Raw genomic sequence first — 21,040 nt, 5'->3', positions numbered from 1 at the left:
TTGCCTCATGAGAACAAATGAACTCCTACCGCTCTTGCCCGACCTGGCCGTGCTGGTCAATGTCGTCGAAACCGGTTCGTTCAGCGCCGCCGCCCGCCTGCAAGGCGCGACGCCGTCGGCGGTCAGCCGGCAAATCGCCCGGCTCGAGGCGGCGCTCGGCCTGACTCTACTCGAACGCAGCACGCGCCGGCTGCGCCTGAGCGCCGGCGGCCAGGAGGTCGTGCGCCACGCCCGGGTCATGCTCGACGCCGCCCGCGCCGCCTGCGACGGGGCAGCCGGCCACGCCAGCCGGGTCGAGGGGCGGGTCCGCCTGTCGGCGCCGAAGGCGGCGCTGCGCCAGCTGATCCACCCGCGCCTGCCGGAACTGCTGGCGGCGCACCCGCAACTGGCGCTCGAACTGCAGGTCACCGACCAGGTCGTCGACCTGATCGCCGAGGGCGTGGACATCGCCCTGCGCCTGGGCGATCCGCCGCCCGGCTACGTCGCGCGGCCGTTCATGGAAGTGCGCACCCTGCTCTACGCGACGCCGGCCTACCTGGCCACCGCCGGCACGCCGCAGCAGCCGGCCGACCTGGCGCAGCACAGTTGCCTGCACCTGGCCGAACTGCCGGGCGACGACGAGTGGTGCCTGGTCAACGGCGACCGCCGCCAGGTGGTCAACGTGCGCGGCCGTTACGCCAGCAACCACAGCGAGATGCGCCGCGAAGCCGCCGAGGCCGGGCTGGGCATCGCCTGCCTGCCCGACTTCAGCGTCCGCCGCCAGGTCGCCGACGGCACGCTGGTCCGCGTGCTGCCCGAGTGGCAGTTACTCGGCCGCTACCAGGGGAGCAGCTGGCTGGTGTATACCGCCGACCGCTACCGGGCGCCACGGGTGCGCGTGGTGGTCGATTTCCTGCTGCACATCGCCGATCGCCTGGGGCGCGGCGAGGCGCCCGCTTGATCGGCTTCTTGGGCAGCGGCAGAAAAAAACCCCGCTGTTTCCAGCGGGGTTCCTTGGCGACTGCCCCCCGGGCTTGCGCCCGGCATGGCGTCAGCGGGTAGCCAATCAGGCAACCTTCTTGGGCGCGGCAGCCTTCGGGGCGGCAACGTTGGCGGCCTTGATGGTCGCTTCGGTGGCGGCGGCAACCGAAGCTTCGGCAACTTCAGCGGCTTGCTTGGCAACCTTGTTCAGGCCGTCCATCGCTTCGTTGGCCGACTTCATCGCGGTCTTGACCGCGGCGACGGCAACTTCGGAACCGGCCGGAGCGGATTCCAGGGCCTTTTCGACGATGCCGGAAACCTTGGCGCTGGTGTCGGCGACGTGGGTTTCGACCTGCTTGGCGATCTTTTCCTTGGCGTCGGTGGCGATGGCGATCACGTTACGCGAGTACTCGATACCCTTTTCCAGCGTCGGCGCAGCCAGATCCTTCTGGACTTCGACGAAGGACTTGAAATCCTTGACGCCGAGCAGCGTGTTGACGTTGCTGACGAAGGCTTCGAAAGCCGAACGCGAGGCAGCCAGGTTGAGGACAGCCAGACGCTCGATGCCGTCGAAAGCGGTGTTGGCAAAGAACAGGGCGAAATTGAAGCCGGACTTGGCGAACTCTTCGGGTTTGATCATGATGAATCTCCAGGATGGTTGGGGGCGAATCGGGATTGGAATCTAACTTGCTTGATCCACACCATCAACATGGTGCGCCGCAGCATGATTCAATTCTATACATCGACGAACAGGAGTCAAGCGCTTTTTGTGCAGTGCAACATACGGACTGAAAAAAGGCCTTGGCAGTGAACAAAAACTAACCAAAGCGCGTTGCAGGGATAAGTCAGCGGGATGACAACCTGGCGTGCGACGGCGCCGCGGCAAACCGCCGACGCCGGGCGAAACTCGCCTCAGCGCGTGGCCGGATCGATCGATTCGCTGTAATGCCGGAAGGCGTCGCGGACGGTATGAATCATCTCCGCATCATCCCAGGGCTTGGTCAGGAACTTGTAGATCTCGCCGCGATTGATCGCCTCGGTCAGGCTGTCCAGCGCGGTGTAGCCGGAGAGCACCATGCGTACCGTCTTCGGATGCATGGCCCGGGCGCGGGCGAGCAGTTCGGTACCACTCATGCCGGGCATCCGCTGATCGATGATGATGACACCGACCTGATGCTCGGCCAGTTTCAGCAGCGCCTCCTCACTGGTCGTCGCAGTCAGGATGCGGTAGTTCTCCCGGCGCAGCAAGCGGGACAGTGAACTGAGGATGCCCGGCTCGTCATCGACCAGTAACAGCGTGGACAGCCCCTCATTGTCGGCGGGGATTTTTGCCGGCTCGTAGTCCTGCAGGAAACGGGTCATCTCCTCCGCCGGCAACGGCCGGCTGATCAGATAGCCCTGCATGACGTCGCAGCGCAGCGAGCGCAGGTAGCGCGCCTGCCCGTTCTCCTCGACGCCTTCCGCGACGACTTCGAGGCCGAGGCTATGACCGAGGGCGATGACCGCCTTGACGATCGACGCGTTGCCGAGGTTAGTGGTCATGTCGCGGACGAAGGAAATATCGACCTTCAGCTTGTCCACTTCCAGACGCTGCAGATAGCCGAGCGAGGAATAGCCGGTACCGAAATCGTCGATCGACAGGCGAATGTTGAGCGCCTTCAATTCTTCCAGCACCTTGAACGACTGGTCGCGGTCGGCCATCACGAAACTCTCGGTGATTTCGAGCTCTAGCTGCTGCGGAGGAATGCCGGTTTCCGCCAGAACCTCGCGGACCGATTCGACGAGCCGGCCGCGACTGAGCTGGACCGCCGAAACATTGACCGCGACCTGGCGCGACGCCAGCCCGCTGTCTGTCCATTGCTTGATCTGCCGGCAGGTTTCGCGCAGCACGCAATCGCCCAGCGGCACCACCAGCCCGCTTTCTTCGGCAAGCGGAATGAACTCCGCCGGCGACACCAGGCCGCGCTCGGGATGCTGCCAGCGGACCAGTGCTTCGAGGCCGATGATTTCGCCGCTGATCAGATCGACCTGCGGCTGGTAATACACACGCAATTCGTTGTTGGCCAGCGCCTGCCGCAGTTCTGCCTCGAGCTTCAGCCTTTGCTTGGCGTGTTGTCCCATTTCCGGCGAGAAAAAACGCAAGCCACCGCGTCCCTGGATCTTCGCCTGATGGAGCGCGACATCGGCGTTGCTCTGCAAGGTTTCAGCGGTACTGCCATCGCCCGGAAAAACGGCAATGCCGATGCTGGCGCCAACGTAGACCTCCTGCCCCTTGAGCGCGAAGGACGCGGCCAGGGCATCGATCATCCGCTGCGCCTGCAGGTCAATCGCCGGCGCTTCGCTGCCGCAGTCGAGGATGATGCTGAATTCGTCGCCGGCCGTGCGGGCGATGGCATCGCGTTCCGGCAGCAGGTTCTGCAGGCGCTGGCCGACTTCGACCAGCAACAGGTCGCCCAGGCTGTGGCCGAGGCTTTCGTTGATCATCGCGAAATTGTCGAGATCGATGCTGAGCAGCGCAAACTGGCTCTGGTTATTGGCTGCATGCAGGATTGCATGCTGCAGCATCTCGGCGAACAGGACGCGGTTGGCAAAGCCGGTCAGCGGATCACGGTAGGCCAGGGTGCGGTACTTCTCCTCGCTGACCTGGAGCAGCGCCGTGCGCTGGGCCACCAGATCTTCCAGGAAGCGGCGCAGGCGCGCCAGTTCGAGGTGGGTGCGAATGCGCGCCCGCACCTCGTCGATGTCGAAGGGCTTGGTGATGTAGTCGGCGGCACCGAGATCGAAGCCCCTGACCTTCTCCTCGGTGGCGTCGATCACCGTAACGAAGATCACCGGGATCCGGTTACCTTGCGGCAAGGCCTTGATGCGCCGGCAGGTTTCGTAGCCGTCAATTTCCGGCATCACGATGTCGAGCAGGATCAGGTCGGGCAGCACGCTGCCCTGCATGACGTCGAGCGCCTTGGCGCCGCTGCATGCGACCATGATCGTGTACTCGCCCTTGAGCGCTTCGAGCAGTTCGTGGATGTTCTCCGGAACGTCGTCGACGACGAGCAGGGTCGGCGGATGCGTCGGGTCTGCATGGGCGGCGATGTCGAACAGCACCGGATGCTGGCGGTAGCGCCTCAGCTCCAGCTGGTTGCGCACGCGCGCCTTGAGCAGATCGGCATTGACCGGCTTGGTGATGTAGTCGGCCACCCCGAGCGAGAAGCCACCCGCCTCGTCGGCCGCCTCGGCGAGCGCGGTGACGAAGATCACCGGAATTTCGGTGGTAACGGGATTGATCTTCAGCGCGGAGAGCACCGAATAGCCGTCCATGCCGGGCATCTTGATGTCGAGCAGGATGAGCTCAGGCTGCGGCTGCATCTGCGCCAGCTCCAGCGCCTTTTCGCCGTTGGTGGCGGCAACGATCGCATAGTTGTCGCGCAGGATGGCCATCAGCGCGTGCAGGTTTTCCGGCACATCGTCGACGATCAGGATGCGCGGGCGCAGGACACTCGTTTCACTGGGAACTGGGGTCATGACGGCAAACTCTCGTCGCGGGCGATTTTCTTCAACTGGGCAACCGCGTTGTCGATATCGAACACATCGACGCGGGCGGCGACCGCAGCGACCGCCGGCGCCAACGGCGTCCCCGCCACCCCGGCACGCAGTTCGTTGAGCAGCGGCTCGGCGGCACCGAGGTCGTACTCCAGCGCATTGGCCAGGCGATCGAGCAGGCTGCGCAAGACCTCGGGCGGCAGCGGCGCAGCCGTCGGCGCCACCGCCGGCGCGGCCGGCGCAGCCAGCGAATCGATGGCCTGCATCGCCTGCTGCAGCAGCATCTCCACTTCGTCGAGCTGTTCCGCGGCGGGCGTCACGCCGCGCTTGAGCAGATCGTCGATGGCAGTGAAACGGTCGTAAAGCGCGTGCGCCCCGAGGTTGCCGGTAACACCCTTGAGCGCATGGCAATGCGCCTCGGCGGCGACCGTCCCGTCGTCGGCCAGGCGTTGCCGCAGAATGCTCACCGCGTCGGCGTAATTTTCGCGGAAACGCCGCAACTGCTTGCGATACGAGGCCACCTTGCCGCCGATCCGGCGTACCCCTTCACGGGCATTGAAAGCGGTCTGGGCCAGCAGGTCGGCCGGTAGATCGTCCACCGCCAGGGCGGCTTCCACCACCGCTGCCGGGCTGGCGGCCGGACGGCTGAGGGAACGGTCGATCCATTTACCGAGGACCGCCATCAGCCGGTCGGGCGCAATCGGTTTGGTGACGTGATCGTTCATCCCCGCCGCCTGGCTTTGTTCGGCGTCCTGCGCCATGGCCAGCGCAGTCATGGCGATGATCGGCAGGCGGGCGTATTTCTCGTCCGGCAGCGCCCGAATCTGGCGCGCCGCTTCCAGGCCGTCCATCACCGGCATCTGGATGTCCATCAGGACCGCATCGTAATCCTGCTGCCTGACCTTGCTGACGGCGACCGCGCCGTTTTCCGCCTCATCGACGACGATGCCTTCGCCACGCAACAGCTCGGTGGCGAATTCGCGGTTGATTTCGTTGTCCTCAACCAGCAGCAGGTGAGCCCCCGCCAGCTGGCCGCTGGTCGCCAGATTGGGAGCGCCCGGGCTGCGACCGTCCTCGTGCGGCTGACCATCGGTGCCGAAGATCCGGCCGCGGCCGAGCACGGTCAGGATCGTGTCGAGCAGCGTCGACGGTGACACCGGCTTGATCAGGAAGGCGTCTACGCCGGCCTGCTCCGAGCGCTTGAACACATCCTCGCGCCCGTAGGCGGTGACCATCAGGATTTTCGGCTGGCGCGGCAGCGCGAGCTCGCTGTGGATGCGCTGCGTCGCTTCGTCGCCATTCATGCCCGGCATGTGCCAGTCCATCAGCACCAGGTCGTAGGGCGCGCTGCTCGCCGCACGCAGGGCGGCCAATGCCGCCGCGCCGCTGGCGGCGGTGCTGACGTCGAGCCGGAAGAAACGCAGCATCTCGGCCATGATCTCGCGCGAGGCTTCGCTGTCATCGACGACCAGCACGCGGATGCCCTGCAGCAGCGGCCCGGCCTGCTCGACCAAGGCCCGCTGGTGCGCCTGCGCAGCCTGGGCGATCGGCAGACGGACGGTGAAACAGATCGTCGTGCCGACGCCGGGCTGCGTATCCTCGACCCAGATCCGGCCGTTCATCATTTCGACCAGATTCTTGCTGATCGCCAGCCCCAGGCCGGTGCCGCCGAAGCGGCGGGTGGTGGTCTGGTCGGCCTGGGTGAATTTCTCGAACAGCCGCTGCTGGACGTCGGGCGTCATGCCGATGCCGGAATCGCGCACGCAGACCTGCAGCGTGACCTCGTCGTCGTTGGCGCTGACACAGTGGAAGGCCAGCTCGACCTCGCCCTGCTCGGTGAACTTGACGGAGTTGCCGCACAGGTTGAGCAGGATCTGCCCCAGGCGCAGCGGATCGCCGATCAGCCGCGACGGAATGCCGGGGTCGTAACGGATCAGGAACTCGATGCCCTTGTGTTCGGCCTGAAAGCCGATCGCATCGGCCAGCCGTTCGAGCACGGTATCGAGGCCGAATTCGATCGCTTCCATTTCAAGCTTGCCGGCCTCGATCTTCGAGAAGTCGAGGGTGTCGTTGATGATGCCGAGCAGCGAATGCGCCGCCCCCTGCGCCTTGCCCAGCTGGTTGCGCACGCTCGGCGGCAGTTCGCCGTTTTTCAGCGCCAGGTAGAGCATGCCGAGGACGGCGTTCATCGGCGTGCGGATTTCGTGGCTCATGTTGGCCAGGAACTCGCTTTTCACCCGCGTCAGGCGCTCGGCTTCCTCCTTGGCGGCGACGTACTGGGCGGTGCGCTGGCTCACCTGCTGCTCCAGGTTGGCGCGTTCCGCCTCCAGTTCGCGGGTGCGCAAGGCCACCTGCCGGCGCAGCAGGAAACTCGCCGCCAGCAACAGCAACAGCGCACTGCCGCCCAGCCCGAGCGACCACAACAGCCAGTGCGGCGCCAGGACTTCCGGCGGCATCGCCATCGCCCGGTGCAGCGCGTCGAAATAGAGCGAGCCGGCATCGCGCCGCCAATCCACCAGATGCTTGTCGATGGCGTCCAGCAGGTCGCCGTTCTGCCCCTTGGCAGTCGCGAAGTACAGCGTCGACGGCAGAAAGACGATCGGCGTCTCGATCAGGTTGTAATTCTGCCCGTTACGGGCGGCGAAGAAACTGTTGGTGACCACCGCATCGGCCTCGCCGGCGCTAACCAGGCGATAGCCTTCGTCAAGCGACTTGACCTGGACCAGCTGGTAGTCAATCCCGCCGTTATCGAGCAACTGCGCGATGAAAGCGGCCTGGATGCCGCCGTCGAGCACGGCGACGCGCATCCCGGCGAGGTCGGGCAGCGTCTGGATGTTGCGTTTGGGGTGAGCATAGATTTGCGACCAGCTGCTCGCCACCGAGAATTTGTGGAAGGAAAAGATCCTCGCCCGCTCGACCGAAAAGGCGACATCGGGCATCAGGTCGATCTCGCCCTGCTGCAGGGCTTCGAGGCATTTGACCCAGTCGCAGCGGACGTACTGCAGCTGCCATTTTTCGGCGCGGGCGATCGGCTCGAGCAGCTCGCCGAACAGCCCGCCGGCCTTGCCCTGCGGGGTGCTAAAGATTTTCGGCGAATTCTCGTACAGGCCGACGCGCACGACGCGCCCCTGCGCTGTGCTGTCTACCCCGTCGCAACCGGACAGTGGCAACAGCAACACCGTGAGCCATGCAAGAAAAATCAGTCGCCGCTTCATGGCAAGAAGTCTAACTCCATTTGCGACGCAGGGTCAGCGATTTGCGGGCAAGCACGGCGATCGCGCATGACATGCAATTTCCTGTCAGCAAGCCGCGGGTCGCCAATTTACGATTCCGGAAAAAACCCTGACTCTGACCTCAGTTATAATTGCGCCCTTTGCCGATCCCGTTCGCGCATGGAGTACCGGTCAATGTCCCAATCCCGCTTCCCGTCCTTGCTCCGCCGCCTCTGCGGCGTGTGCGCGGGAATAGCCGCGTTCGTCATGCCGTTTGTCGCGAGCGCTGACCTCGACGTCCACCCGCGTTTGCAGACCTCGATCCCGTCGTCCTTCCCGACCCTGGGCGAAGGGCTCAACATCATGGAAATCGGTCCGCAACACGAGCTGCCGCTGACCATCGACCTGACGCTGCGCTCGACCGACCTCTGGGAGCGCGTGCGCAACGGTTTCGCGATGACCGATCTCAACGACGATCTGGTCCTCCATTACCAGCAGTGGTACATGGCGCGCCCCGGCATGCTGCGGCAGATGATCGAACGCAGCCGTCCCTACCTGCACCATATCGTCGAAGCGCTCGAAGAGCGCGGCATGCCGACCGAACTGGCACTGCTGCCGATGGTCGAAAGCTCGTTCAACCCGATGGCGCATTCGCCGGCCGCCGCTTCCGGGCTGTGGCAGTTCATCCCGGCCACCGGCCGCCGCTTCAACCTGGAGCAGAACTGGTGGCAGGACGAGCGGCGCGACGTCTTCGCCTCGACCAACGCCGCCCTCGACTACCTGCAGACCATTTACGACATGCACGGCGACTGGCATCTGGCGCTCGCCTCGTACAACTGGGGCGAAGGCGCGGTCAAACGGGCGGTCGAACGCAACGCCGCGAGCGGCCTGCCGACCGACTACCCGAACCTGCGCATGCCCAAGGAAACCCGGCACTACGTGCCGAAGCTGCAGGCGCTGAAGAACATCATCGGCAATCCGGAAACCTTCGCCCGCCTCAACCTGCCGCTGATTGCCAACGAACCCTACCTGGCCACCGCCGCCGCGCCGCGGCCGATGGACGTCAAGACGGCGGCCCGCCTGGCCAACATGAGCGTCGAGGAATTCCGCCACCTCAATCCCTCGCACAACCGGCCGATCATCAAGGCGCACACGCCGCTGATCCTGCCCGCCGACCGTATCGCCATCTTCAACGCCAATCTCGCCAACAACCAGGCGCCATTGACGCAGTGGCAGGCCTACGCGGTGAAGTCGCCGCAGCGGATCAACGACATCGCCAGCCAGCTCGGCGTCAGCAGTCGCGAGCTGATCCAGGCCAACGGTCTGCCCGGCAATGTCCGCCTGGCCGCCGGCTCGAAGCTGCTGGTTCCCGGCAACGGCAGCCAGGAAGGACTGCAGCGCCTGCTCGGCATGCAGTCATCACCGGCCATCATCGCCCCGGAACCCCGGGCCAAGGGAAAGAAGGGAAAGAAGGGCAAGGCTGGCAGCGCCAAGAACAAGAAATCGTCGGCGGGCAAGGCCAAGGCCGGCAATTCCCGGGCAAGCAAGGCGCGCAGCAGCAAGTCTGGCGGCAAGGCAAAAGCGCGCGGCGGCAAGAAGAAGCGCTAAGGCGCTTTCCCGGCCTGCAGCCGACGGCGCCTGGCGCCCTGCTCGCTCAACCGGTGAGCACGCAGGCCACCGTATGCGTCGCCGAGACGGCGACGCTTTCCGGATAACGCTGACGACAGACCTCGCTCGCCCGCGGACAGCGCGGGTGGAAATGGCAGCCGGCCGGCGGCTTGGCCGGCGACGGCGTTTCCCCGGCCAGCGCGATGCGCTGCCCGACGCCGTCGAGGCGCGGCACCGGCACCGCCGAAAGCAGCGCCTGCGTATACGGATGGCGCGGCTGACCCAGCACTTCTTCCGCCCTGCCCTGTTCGACGATGCGACCGAGGTACATCACCGCGATGTCGTGCGCCAGGTATTCGACGACGGCGAAATTGTGGGTGATGAACAGGTAGGCGACGCCCAGCTCCGCCTGCAAGGTTTTCAGCAGGTTGAGGATCTGCGCCTGCACCGAGACGTCGAGCGCCGACGTTGGCTCGTCGCAGACCAGCAGTTGCGGCTGCACCGCCAGGGCGCGGGCGATGGCGATGCGCTGGCGCTGGCCGCCGGAGAATTCGTGTGGGAAACGCTGCGCCGCGTCGGCCGGCAGACCTACCTGCTGCAACAGCACCGCCACCAGCGCCGCCGGATCGCCGGCGACGCCGAGCGCGGCGATCCCCTCGGCGATGATCTCGCCGATGCGCAGGCGCGGATTAAGCGAGGCGAAGGGGTCCTGGAAGATCATCTGCGCCTGCCGGCGGGCGGCGCGCAGCGCGCGGCGGTCGGCACCGACCAGCTGGCGGCCGGCCAGGGTGACGCTGCCGACACTCGGCGCGATCAGTTGCAGCAGCGCCTTGCCCACCGTCGTCTTGCCGCAGCCGGATTCGCCGACCAGCGCCAGCGTGCGGCCGGCTTCGATGGCCAGCGAGACGCCGTCTACGGCGCGAACGTGGCCGACGACGCGCTGCAGGATGCCCTTGCGGATCGGGAAATGCACCTTCAGGTCGGCCACTTCGAGCAGGGGCGCGGCGGACTTCGTCGCCCCCGCCTCCGCCTCCGGGACGGGATCGGCCAGCGCCGCACTGCCCTGCCAGTGGCAGCGCACGGCGTGCCCGGGCGCCGCTTCGCGCCAGTCCGGCGACTGCTCGCGGCAGACCGGCATGACTTGCGGACAACGCCCGGCGAAACGGCAGCCAGCCGGCATCGCCGCCAGCGCCGGCACCTGGCCGGGGATCGTGGTCAGCGCCGTGCCGCGCCGCGACACTTCCGGCAGCGCCGCGAACAACGCCTGGGTGTAGGGATGGCGCGGCGTCGTGAAGAAGTCCGCGCGGCTCGCCACTTCGACCAACTCGCCGGCGTACATGACGCCGATCCGCTGCGCCATGCGGGCAACCACGCCGAGGTCGTGGGTGATCAGCAGCATGCCCATGCCGCGCGCCGCCTGCAGGCCGGCCAGCAGGTCGAGGATCTGCGCCTGCACGGTGACGTCGAGCGCCGTCGTCGGCTCGTCGGCAATCAGCAGTTCCGGCTCGCCAGCCAGCGCGATGGCGATCATCACCCGCTGCTTCATGCCGCCCGAGAGCTGGAAGGGATATTCGTCGAGGCGCCGCTCGGGATCGGCGATGCCGACCTGGCGCAGCAGTTCCAGCATGCGCTGGCGCGCCGCCGCACCGGCCAGGCCGCGGTGGCGTTCGAGCACCTCGCCGATTTGACGGCCGACGGTGAGCACCGGGTTGAGGCTGGTCGCCGGCTCCTGGAAGATCATCGCCATGCGCCCGCCGCGATAGGCGCGCATCTCGGCTTCCGGCAAGGCGAGCAGTTCGCTGCCGGCGAAGCGCACCGAGCCGCCGGCGATCCGCCCGGCCGTCGGCAGCAGGCGCAGGATGCCCTGCGCGGTCGCCGACTTGCCGCAACCCGATTCGCCGAGCAGGGCGAAGGTCTCGCCGCGGGCGATGGCAAAGGAAATGCCGTCGACCGCGTAGAGCAGCCGCTCGCCGGCCAGGAAGCCGAGGCGCAGGTCGGTCACGGTGAGCAAGGGGGTATCGGCCATGGCGGGAATCGGTGACGGTGAGTTCAAACGCAACGGGCCGGATCGCGCCGGATCAGGATGCCGGTGCCGAGCGCAGTCAGCGCCGCCTCGCGGCAGGCCAGTTGGCGGAAATGGCGGCGGCAGCGGTCGGCGTCGCGCAGGACGAGATTAGGCGGCTGATCGTCGTTGCCACTGAAGAAGGCCAACCCGGCCGCGTGCAGCAGTTCGGCCATGCGCTCCGGATCGGCATCGCCGGCCGCGAATTCGGCTTCCGGCATGGCGAACACCCAGGCCGCGGCATGTACCGTGACGCCTGGCGCCAGTTCGCTGGCGAGCAAGGCCTGGACCGCTTCCGGCCCCTGGCGCTTGTAATCGGCGAGATGGATCAGTTCGGACATCGGCTCGGGCTCGGCGTTGAATGGCGGATCATGCGGCACGCGGATCGAAAGCGTCGCGCACCGCGTCGGCGAACAGGTTGGCGGCGAGCACCAGGATGAACATGGCGACGAAGGCGGCGATCAGCGACCACCAGACGACCGGCTCGCGGCCGAGTTCCATGCGCGCGTTGTTGATCATCGTGCCGAAGCTGGTCATCGTCGGATCGACGCCGATGCCGACGTAAGACAGCACCGCCTCGGCCAGCACCAGCCCGGAGAAATCCATGACCAGCGCGATGATGACGATGTGCATGACGTTGGGCAGGATGTGGCGGCCGATGATGCGCCCGCTGGAGACGCCGAAGGCCTGCGCCGCCTGGATGTATTCAAGCTCCCTGAGTTTCAGCGTCTCGCCGCGCAGCAACCGGCACAGCCCGGTCCACGAGGTGATGCCGAGGATGAAGCAGAGCGCCAGCAGGCGCAGGTCGGCGCGCTCGGCGGCGGTGGCAAACCACTGCGGGTGGGTGTCGATCACCACCTGCATCATCAGCACGGCGGCGGCGATCAGCAGCACGCCGGGGATCGAGTTGAGCACGGTGTACACATACTGGATCAGGTCGTCGATCCAGCCGCGGAAATAGCCGGCGACGATGCCGAGCAGCACCGCCATCGGCAGCATCACCAGCGTCGTCACCAGGCCGATGATGAGCGCCGTGCGCACGCTCTTGAGAATCTGGTAGAGCACGTCCTGGCCGACTTTGTCGGTGCCGAAGACGTGGTAGTGGCCGGCCAGCGCGAACAGCGGGCCGAGCGTCAGACAGAGGACGAGCAGGGTCAGCAGCACGGCGTCCCAGGCGAAGACGGTTTCGCGGCGGCGGATTTTCTGCCAGCCGCCAACCGCCGCCGCGCTGGCGCCAGCCACCGCCAGCCAGACCAGGAAGCCGATCGCCGCGCCACGAAAGGCGCGAAAAGCGATGTCGACCGCCGCCTCGGCCTCGCGCTCGCCGAGATGGGCACCGCCGAACTTGAGGCGCGGGAACTCGCGCAGCGTCCCGACACCAGGCCGCTCGACCGTTTCCTTGGCGTAGAGCCGGGTCGCCAGCGGCGCCGAATAGGTCTTCTCGTTTTCCGTGCGCAATGGGCCGGCCAGCGCGTCGAGCGCCGACAGCACCTCGATCGAATACTGCGCCTTGTCGCCCGGCTTGCCGGCCAGCGCCGGCCGGTAATGCAGCGAATCGAGCAGGCCGACGAGCAGGAAGAGCAGCAGCACGGTGGCCGACGCCATACCGGCGCGGCTGCGCCCGACTCGCCGCCAGGCAGCGAGCAGCGCCGGCGTACGGGCGATCAACACACCGACGGCGACGCCGGTAACCAGCAGCAGCCAGACCAGCAGGTCGGACCAGAGGACGACGATCTGGAAGCCCATCATGAGAGACGAATCCGTGGATCGACCAGGGTGTAGGAAATGTCGGTCAGGATCAGACCGACGATGTAGAGCACCGAGCCAATGAAGACCATCGAGCGCACCACCGCGAAATCCTGCGCCTGGATGGCGTCGATCGTGTAGCTGCCGAGACCGGGGATGCCGAAGAAGGATTCGGTGAGCAGCGAGCCCATGAACAGCGTCGGGATGACGACGACGACGCCGGTCAGGATCGGGATCAGCGCGTTCCTCAGGATGTGGCGGAAGAAGACGACGGTTTCGCCCAGCCCCTTGGCGCGCGCGGTGCGCACATAGTCCTTCGATACTTCCTCAAGGAAGATCGTCCGGTACCAGCGGGCCGAGGCGCCGATGCCGGCGACGACGCCGATGACCACCGGCAGGACCAGAAAGCGCCAGGCGTCGAGCCCGTCGCCGTAGCCGGAAATCGGCACCAGGCGGAAGACCTTGGCGAACAGGTACTGGCCGCCGATGATGTAGAACAGCCCGGAAATCGACATCGCGGCGACGCACAGCACGACGCCCCAGACGTCGAAGGCGGTGGCGCGGAAGAAGGCCAGGGTCAGCGCCAGGCTGATCGTCACCAGCAGGCCGAGGACGAAGGTGGGCAGCGCGATGGCCAGCGACGGCCCCATCCGCATGCCGATCTCGCGGGCGATGTCGCGACCGTCCTCGGCGCGGCCGAAATCGCCGACGAAGAGACGGGCCGACTTCTCGAAGAAGATGGTCTCGGTCAGCGTCGCCAGCCCGGGCGCCGCGCCGTTGATGAAGAGCGGCTTGTCGTAGCCGCGCTCGGCCTTCCACTGAGCGATCGCTTCCGGCGTCACGCGCTTGATGCCGAGCTGCATGCGCGCCATGTCGTCGGGCGTGTTGACGACGAAGAAAAGCGCGAAGGTGATCAGGTTCACCCCGATCAGGATCGGGATCGCGTAGAGCAGGCGGCGGAGGAGGAAGGCGAGCATGGCAGCGGATTATCGCAGAAGTCGCCGCCGCTGCTCAGCGGCGGGCGCGCAGATCGGCGAGGAAGCGGCCGTAGATCGTCGCCAGCGCCCGCTCGCTGGCTTCGACGTGGGCGCGCAGGCCGTCGCCGCTGGCCGTTTCCTCGGCAGCATAACGGCGGTCGAAGATCGCCTCGCGCCCTTGCATCACGCGCAGTTCGAGTTCGACCACGGCCTGCCGGCCGACGCGGTCGAAGCGCAGCACGCGGCCCTCGATCCGCCGTTCGGCGAAATCAGCCTGACTGGCGTCCAGCGTCCGCACCAGGTGGTCACGCACCAGTTGCGCCGGCGGATAGAGCCACAGGTGATAGTGGTACTGGCGGGCGGTATGCGGATCGCCCGGATCGCCATAGACCAGCGGCCGCTCGGCGTAGATGCTGTCGGCACTGAAACGGCCGAGCGCCAGGCCGGCGGCGGCACCGACGTCGGCCAGCGGCGTCGCCTGCAGGCGGTAGAACTGCTCCTGCGGCGCCGGCGCGACGTTGCCGCCGCAGGCGGCGAGGCCGGCGACGAGGACGAGGATGGACAGCAGGCGGATCACGGCTTTTCTCCCTGGGCGGTGGCGGCATCGACCGGCGGCCGGCTCTGGATCAGCGCCGCCGGGTTGTTGCGGATGGTGCGGCTGAATTCGTTGAGGTTGCGGCCGGCGGCTTCCAGCTGGTGGAGCAGCGCGTCGGCGTGGCGCAGCGACTGCTGCAGGTCCTGCCCGCTGCCGGCGACGATGACCCGCGAATCCTTGAGCAGGCCTTCGAGTTCGCGGCTGGCGCCGAGGATTTCCTGCGATAGCTGGGCGATGCGCAACGAGGCGTCGTGGCCGTTCTTCAGCATGCCTTCCATGTGCTGGCGGTTTTCCGCCGAAAACATCTGGTCGACGCGGCCAGCGGTGGCGTTCAGACGGGTCATCGCCGAGCGCAGCTCGCGCAGCGTCGCCGGCAGGTTTTCCTCGAGGCTGCCGCCGACGCGGTCGACGCGGCCGGCAATCTGCTCGACCAGCGGCCGGATACCGTCGTTGGCCAGCGTGCGCAGATCGCCGGCCAACCCGGTGACCGAATCGCTGAGGCTGCCGCCGGCTTCGCCCGGCAATTCGGCGCCAGCGGCCAGCATCTCCTGGCTGGCACCGCTGCGGATGTCGACCAGCGGCGCCGCCAGCATGCCCGGCGCCGTGATGCGCGCCCGGCTGTCGGCCGGGATGCCCACCGCTTCGCGCAACTGCAGCGTCACCCGGTAGGCGTTGCGGCCGTCGCGGCGCACCGGCTCGATGCTCGCCACGTTGCCGATGGCGTAGCCGTCGAGCGTCACCGGCGAGCCGGCCTTGATCCCGGCAACGTTGGCGAAATGGGTGACGAAAGGTTCGCCGTTCGCCGCCTGGCCGGTGATCCGGTACAGCGCGTAGAGCAGGACGATGCCCATCAGCAGCACGAAGCTGCCGACCAGCAGGTAATTGACGTTGTCGCGTTTCATGCTCGGAAAATCTCCCGGGTCAGTCGTTCCAGGTAGGCGTCGGCGTCGACCGCGTCGCTGCGCGGCGTGCGGTCGAGCAGCGCGCGGATGCGCGGATGGTCGGAAGCGCGCACCGCCGCCGCCGCGTCCGACATCAGGATGCGCCCCTGGTCGAGGACGGTGATGCGGTCGGCGATCTTGAAGGCGCTTTCCAGTTCGTGGGTGACGACGACGATGGTCATGTTCATCGCGTCGCGCAGGGTCAGAATCAGTTCGTCGAGTTCCGCCGAGACCACCGGGTCGAGGCCGGCCGACGGCTCGTCGAAAAAGAGCAGCCGGGGGTCCATGACGATCGCCCGGGCCAGTGCAGCGCGCTTGATCATGCCGCCGGACAGCTCGGCCGGCATCAGGTCCTCGAAGCCGGCGAGGTTGACCACCTCGAGCTTCATCCGGCTCATGATGCGGATCGTGTTGTCGTCGAGCCGGGTGTGCTCGCGCAGCGGCAGTTCGACGTTCTCGCCGACCGTCATCGAATTGAACAGCGCGCCGCCCTGGAAGGCGACACCCATGTTCTTGCGCAGGTCGTACATCTGGTCGGCGGTCAGCTTGGTGATGTCGTGGCCGAGCAGGCGGATGCTGCCCGAGGTCGGCCGGTGCAGGCCGAGCAGGTGACGCAGCAGCGTGCTCTTGCCTGAACCGCTGCCGCCCATGATGACCATGATCTCGCCCTGGCGGACGCTGAAATTGATGTCGTCGAGAATCTTGCGCGCGCCGTAGTGGGTGACCAGGTGCTCGACCTCGATCGCGTATTCGAAGGCGGATTCGGTGGCGGCCATCGTTCAGCGGCTGGTGAAGAAGGTGAACACCATGTCCACCAGGATGATGGCGATGCAGCACAGCACCACCGAGCGCGTCGTCGCCCGGCCGACGCCCTCGGCGCCGGCGCTGACCGCAAAGCCGTTGCTGGCGCCGATCAGGGTGACGACGACGGCGAACAGCAGGCTCTTGGTCAGGCCGTCGAGGACATCGGCGACGCGCAGGATGGTGAAAGTCCGTTCGAAGAAGATGCCGACCGGCAGGTTGAGGTCGCCGGCGCAGTAGAGCGCGGCGCCGAGCAGCGCCAGCAGGTCGGCGAGCACGGTCAGCGCCGGCAGCGTCAGCAGCATCGCGGCGAGGATCGGCGCCACCAGGTAGCGCACCGGGTTGATGCCGATCACGCGCAGGGCGTCGATCTCCTGCGAAATCTGCATGGTGCCGATGCGCGCCGCGATCGCCGAACCGGAGCGGCCGGCGACGAAGATGCCGGTGATCAGTGGCCCGAACTCGCGCGCCACCGAGAGGGCGACGCCGATCACCACCTGCTCTTCGGCGCCGAAGGTGCGCAGCGTGTAGACGCCCTGAATCGCCAGCATCATGCCGGTGGCGAAGGCGGCCAGGCCGACCACCGGAATCGCCGCGACGCCGACCCCGACAGCCTCACGGAAAACCGCCGGCAGGCGCACCGGCTGCCGCCGCCAGTGGCCGAGCAGCAACCAGTAGCAGGCCTCGACGAGGAGCGCCGCGATATAGCCGAATTCGGCCAGCGCCGCCGTCGTCCGGCGGCCGAGCGCCGCTACGCGCTGGCTCAGGAACTCAGCGGCCACCAGCCAGCGCCTCGTCTTCCGTGGCGTAGAGCGTGAATACCTTGTCCAGCCGAGCCAGGCGCAGCACCGCGAGGACCGGCGGCGCCACCGCCAGCAGCGCGAAACGGCTGCCCTGGCGGCGCGCCGTCTGGAAAGCCTCGACCAGGCAGGCGACGCCCGAACTGTCCATGTAACTGACAGCGGCCAGATCGACCAAAAGGCCGTTCTTCCCCTGCAGCGCGTCGAGCAGCGCCTTGCGCACCTGCGGCGCGGCGTGCATGTCCACATCGCCGGACAAACCCAGCCAGTCGTATTCCCCCGCCTTGCGCGTACTGATTTCCACCCTGTCCCTCATGCCTTGAGTCGTTTGCTGATCTGCAACAGATTATCGTAGCCCGGCGGCGGCGGCAGGTAGGCGATGCCGTCGCTCAACTGGCGCATGAAATGCACCCCCAGCCCCCCCGGGCGCAGCTCGTCCAGCGCCCGCGGACAGAGGTCGTCCAGCCTGGCCGGGCGGCCGTGGTCGAGCAGGTGCACCTGGAGCATGCCGGCATCGCGCCACAGGCGCAAGCGGAAAACCTGACCTTCGGCATAAGCGTAGCCGTGCTGGATGATATTCATGCAGGCTTCGTTGACCGCCAGCACCAGCTCGCCAACCGCTTCAGCGGCAAGGCCGACGCCGTTCAACGCCGCCTCCAGCGTCGCCCGAACTTCGGCGAGGACGCCCGATTCGGCCGGGAACTCGCGGTCGAGCAAGGGCGGCGGGGCGATCGCCAGCAAGGTCAGGTCGTCGCGCAGGCGGCGCCCGCCGGCCTGCAACGTGTCAGCCACTGCCGCCAGCTGGTCGGCAGCGGCGGCACCGGCGTGGGCGTCGAAGATCGCCTGCAGGCCGCTGAGGCCGAGCATGCTGCCATCCTCGCGCAGACCTTCGGTGACGCCGTCGGTAAACACGAACAGGCGGCCGCCATCGAGTTGCAGCGTCACCGCCTCGTAGCTCATGCCGGGCAGCACGCCGAGCGGCGGCCCGGCGGCGGCGAACTCGGCGTAGCTGCCGTCGCGCCGGCGCAGGAGCGGCGGCTGATGGCCGGCATTGACCAGGCGCACCGCACCGCTCGCCGGCTCGTAGGTGCCCAGCACCATGGTGACGAACATGCCGAACAGCGCGGTTTCGGCAATCTCGTCGTTGAGGTCGGCGAGCAGGCGGCCGATGTCGGGCTCGCGCTTGCCCAGGCAGCGGAACAGGCTGATCGTCTTGGCCATGAGCAGCGCGGCGTTCATGCCCTTGCCCGAAACGTCGCCCAGGCCCCAGACGATGCGGCCGTCGGGCAGCGGGAAGAAATCGTAGAAATCGCCGGAAACCTCGAGCGCCGGCAGGTTGATCGCGCACACCGGAAACCCGGGCGGCGACTGCGGCAGCAGGCCGCGCTGGATTTCCCGGGCGAGGTCGAGGTCGCGCCGCATCCGCTCCTGTTCGACCAGCGCCTCGGCCATCCGCGCATTGTGGATGGCGAGCGAGACGACGCCGGCCAGCGCCTGCAGCAACTGGCAATCGTCGGCGTCGAAATTGGCGTCGGCGGCGCGCTTGTTGATCACTTCCAGCGCCCCCAGCTTGCGCCCCTTGACCTGCAGCGGCGCGCACAGGATGGAACGGGTGCGAAAGCCGGTCAGCGCGTCGATCGCCCCGGAAAAATCTCCGTCGGCGGCGACGTCGCGCACCAGTTGCGGCTGGCCGCTGCTCACCGCGCGGCCGACGATGCCCTGGCCGTTGGCGACGGTCAGACCGCGGATGTCGACGGCGCCGGCGCAGGCCAGGCAGGTCAGCGTTGCCTCGCCGGGGTCGAGCAGGAAGATCGACGCCGCTTCGACCTCGAGGTAGCTCATGATGCGGGCGATGGCGTTGTCGAGCGTCTCGGGCATCGACAGCGAGGCGGCGAAATCCTGGCTGAGGCTGGCCAGCCACTGGATGTCGCCGGCGGCGTCGGGCGTCAGGGAATGGTTGCTGGAAGTCACGGCGGCGCTCGGAGGTCAGCGGAATGACCGCGAGGGCGGTCAGCGCCAATGTAAACCCAAGCGCCGCCCGGCTCAAGCCGGCTGGGCGCGGTGGCAGGCGAAAAAAAGCCCCGTCGGCAGGGACGGGGCGCAAGCAGCACAGTGGCTGGAGGAGATCCTTGGCCGCTCAGTGGTGGGCGGTGGCTGGCTGCGGCGTGTGCGCGATGTCCGGCGCCGGCGCGTCGTCGAGGACCAGTTCGGGATGGTCGGCCTCGTCGACCGTCTCGTTGTTGAGGACGGCGCGCAGGCGCTCCTGGTCGAGGGCACCGCACCACTTGGCGACAACCAGCGTGGCGACGCTGTTGCCGACGAAATTGGTCAGCGCGCGGGCTTCCGACATGAAGCGGTCGATGCCGAGAATCAGCGCCAGGCCGGCGACCGGCACGGTGCCGACGGCGGACAGCGTCGCCGCGAGCACGATGAAGCCGCTGCCGGTGACGCCGGCAGCGCCCTTCGAGGTGAGCAGCAGGATCAGCAGCAGGGTGATCTGATGCTGCAGGTCGAGCGGCGTGTTGGTCGCCTGGGCGATGAAGACCGCCGCCATCGTCAGGTAGATCGAGGTGCCGTCAAGGTTGAACGAGTAGCCGGTGGGGACGACCAGGCCGACCACCGACTTCTGGGCGCCGGCGTTTTCCATCTTCGCCATCAGGCGCGGCAGCGCCGATTCCGACGACGAGGTGCCGAGGACCAGGAACAGCTCCTCCTTGATGTACTTGATCAGTTTCCAGACCGAGAAGCCGTGACCCATGGCGATGGTGCCGAGGACGCCGAAGACGAACAGCACGCAGGTCAGGTAGAAGGCGCCCATCAGGCTGGCCAGTTGGGCCAGGCTGCCGACGCCATGCTTGCCGATGGTGTAGGCCATGGCGCCGAAAGCGCCGACCGGGGCGACCTTCATGATGACGCCGACGATGCGGAAGAAGACGTGCGAAAGGCGCTCGATGAAATCGAATACCGGCTTGCCGCGCTCGCCGAAGGCATGCAGCGCGTAGCCGAAGAGGACCGAGAAGAACAGCACCTGCAGCATGTCGCCCTTGGCGAAGGCATCGACGACGCTGGTCGGGATGATGTTCAGCAGGAATTGCGTGGTCGTCTGCATCTGGCCGGGCGCCGCGTACTTGTCGATGGCCGAGGTGTCGAGCGAGGCCGGATCGACGTTCATGCCGACGCCGGGCGCCCAGACATTGACGACGATGAGGCCGATGACGAGGGCGATCGAGCTGACCACCTCGAAATAGAGCACGGCCAGGCCGCCGGTCTTGCCGACCTTCTTCATGTCTTCCATGCCGGCGATGCCGACGACGATGGTGCAGAAGATGATCGGCGCGATGATCATCTTGATCAGCTTGATGAATCCGTCGCCCAGCGGCTTCATCGCCGCGCCGGTTTCCGGATAGAAGTGCCCGAGCAGGACACCGATCGTGATGGCGATCAGTACCTGGACGTAGAGGCTCTGGAAAATCTTCTTCACTGCATTCCCCCTGGATGTAAAAAGGCCGGAACCCCTTCCGGCGCAAGGGGCGGAAGTATCCATGCAGGGCATTGACCGGGGAATTGTGGCTTTCCGTATTGTGGTTAACCACAAGTCTGACGGGAAAGTGGTGCGTCCTGACGGATTCGAACCATCGACCTCCACGATGTCAACGTGGCGCTCTAACCAACTGAGCTAAGGACGCCATAACGGAAAGGCTGTGGAGCGGCAGAAGAGTCTCGAACTCTCGACCTATACCTTGGCAAGGTATCGCTCTACCAACTGAGCTACTGCCGCGTTTCCGTGTGCGAGGCGCGCAT

General features: G+C 66.8%; 16 protein-coding genes and 2 tRNA genes. 2 read left to right on the top strand and 16 right to left on the bottom strand.

Going from position 1 to position 21,040, the window contains the following annotated elements; all coding sequences use genetic code 11:
* Positions 1–7 precede the first annotated feature (7 nt).
* Positions 8–940 (top strand): LysR family transcriptional regulator, encoded by a 933-nt coding sequence (locus ACE3OV_RS16895; protein WP_374328661.1) that lies wholly within the window; start codon positions 8–10, stop codon positions 938–940.
* 105 nt (positions 941–1,045) lie between these two features.
* Here the strand turns inward: ACE3OV_RS16895 and ACE3OV_RS16890 are convergent, their stop codons facing one another.
* The 3 genes from ACE3OV_RS16890 to ACE3OV_RS16880 form a co-directional block, all read right to left on the bottom strand.
* Positions 1,046–1,600 carry a phasin family protein gene (locus ACE3OV_RS16890; RefSeq protein ID WP_374328660.1) on the bottom strand — a complete coding sequence of 185 codons (555 nt, stop codon included), beginning with the start codon at positions 1,598–1,600 and terminating at the stop codon, positions 1,046–1,048.
* A 272-nt stretch (positions 1,601–1,872) separates the two neighbouring features.
* Positions 1,873–4,479: an EAL domain-containing protein gene (locus ACE3OV_RS16885; protein ID WP_374328658.1), complete on the bottom strand. Its 2,607-nt coding sequence runs from the start codon at positions 4,477–4,479 to the stop codon at positions 1,873–1,875.
* On the bottom strand, positions 4,476–7,712 hold the full coding sequence (locus ACE3OV_RS16880; protein WP_374328657.1) for a response regulator: 3,237 nt from the start codon (positions 7,710–7,712) through the stop codon (positions 4,476–4,478). The genes ACE3OV_RS16885 and ACE3OV_RS16880 overlap by 4 nt, the downstream gene beginning before the upstream one ends.
* Before the next feature lie 264 nt (positions 7,713–7,976).
* Here ACE3OV_RS16880 and ACE3OV_RS16875 point away from each other — a divergent pair, with 264 nt between their 5' ends.
* The gene (locus tag ACE3OV_RS16875) at positions 7,977–9,317 is read left to right on the top strand and encodes a transglycosylase SLT domain-containing protein (protein ID WP_374328656.1); all 1,341 of its coding nucleotides are present in this window, start codon (positions 7,977–7,979) and stop codon (positions 9,315–9,317) included.
* A 46-nt stretch (positions 9,318–9,363) separates the two neighbouring features.
* On the opposite strand, the gene ACE3OV_RS16870 is transcribed toward ACE3OV_RS16875, so the two are convergent.
* The 13 genes from ACE3OV_RS16870 to ACE3OV_RS16810 form a co-directional block, all read right to left on the bottom strand.
* Positions 9,364–11,343 (bottom strand): dipeptide ABC transporter ATP-binding protein, encoded by a 1,980-nt coding sequence (locus ACE3OV_RS16870; protein ID WP_374328654.1) that lies wholly within the window; start codon positions 11,341–11,343, stop codon positions 9,364–9,366.
* A gap of 23 nt (positions 11,344–11,366) precedes the next feature.
* Positions 11,367–11,720 carry a hypothetical protein gene (locus tag ACE3OV_RS16865; RefSeq protein ID WP_374328653.1) on the bottom strand — a complete coding sequence of 118 codons (354 nt, stop codon included), beginning with the start codon at positions 11,718–11,720 and terminating at the stop codon, positions 11,367–11,369.
* Between the two features lie 28 nt (positions 11,721–11,748).
* Positions 11,749–13,125, bottom strand: a complete 1,377-nt coding sequence (locus ACE3OV_RS16860) for an ABC transporter permease (protein ID WP_374328714.1) — start codon at positions 13,123–13,125, stop codon at positions 11,749–11,751.
* Positions 13,125–14,102, bottom strand: coding sequence for an ABC transporter permease (locus ACE3OV_RS16855; protein WP_374328652.1), 978 nt, complete (start codon positions 14,100–14,102; stop codon positions 13,125–13,127). Before ACE3OV_RS16855 ends, ACE3OV_RS16860 begins: the two co-directional genes overlap by 1 nt.
* Before the next feature lie 34 nt (positions 14,103–14,136).
* Positions 14,137–14,679 carry an ABC-type transport auxiliary lipoprotein family protein gene (locus ACE3OV_RS16850; protein ID WP_374328651.1) on the bottom strand — a complete coding sequence of 181 codons (543 nt, stop codon included), beginning with the start codon at positions 14,677–14,679 and terminating at the stop codon, positions 14,137–14,139.
* Complete coding sequence (locus ACE3OV_RS16845) at positions 14,676–15,599, bottom strand: MlaD family protein (RefSeq protein ID WP_374328650.1); 924 nt, start codon at positions 15,597–15,599, stop codon at positions 14,676–14,678. The genes ACE3OV_RS16850 and ACE3OV_RS16845 overlap by 4 nt, the downstream gene beginning before the upstream one ends.
* Positions 15,596–16,414, bottom strand: coding sequence for an ABC transporter ATP-binding protein (locus ACE3OV_RS16840; protein ID WP_374328649.1), 819 nt, complete (start codon positions 16,412–16,414; stop codon positions 15,596–15,598). The genes ACE3OV_RS16845 and ACE3OV_RS16840 overlap by 4 nt, the downstream gene beginning before the upstream one ends.
* 3 nt (positions 16,415–16,417) lie before the next feature.
* Positions 16,418–17,221, bottom strand: coding sequence for an MlaE family ABC transporter permease (locus ACE3OV_RS16835; protein ID WP_374328648.1), 804 nt, complete (start codon positions 17,219–17,221; stop codon positions 16,418–16,420).
* Positions 17,211–17,543 (bottom strand): STAS domain-containing protein, encoded by a 333-nt coding sequence (locus ACE3OV_RS16830; protein WP_374328647.1) that lies wholly within the window; start codon positions 17,541–17,543, stop codon positions 17,211–17,213. The genes ACE3OV_RS16835 and ACE3OV_RS16830 overlap by 11 nt, the downstream gene beginning before the upstream one ends.
* An 8-nt stretch (positions 17,544–17,551) precedes the next feature.
* Positions 17,552–19,210 (bottom strand): SpoIIE family protein phosphatase, encoded by a 1,659-nt coding sequence (locus ACE3OV_RS16825; RefSeq protein WP_374328646.1) that lies wholly within the window; start codon positions 19,208–19,210, stop codon positions 17,552–17,554.
* Between the two features lie 166 nt (positions 19,211–19,376).
* Positions 19,377–20,720: a dicarboxylate/amino acid:cation symporter gene (locus ACE3OV_RS16820; protein WP_374328645.1), complete on the bottom strand. Its 1,344-nt coding sequence runs from the start codon at positions 20,718–20,720 to the stop codon at positions 19,377–19,379.
* 128 nt (positions 20,721–20,848) lie between these two features.
* Positions 20,849–20,925, bottom strand: a tRNA-Val gene (locus ACE3OV_RS16815).
* A gap of 16 nt (positions 20,926–20,941) precedes the next feature.
* Positions 20,942–21,017: transfer RNA gene (locus ACE3OV_RS16810), tRNA-Gly, on the bottom strand.
* Positions 21,018–21,040 lie beyond the last annotated feature (23 nt).

The organism is Azonexus sp. (assembly GCF_041909095.1).
Lineage (GTDB): Bacteria > Pseudomonadota > Gammaproteobacteria > Burkholderiales > Rhodocyclaceae > Azonexus.
This window is presented reverse-complemented; position numbering and strand designations above follow the sequence as displayed.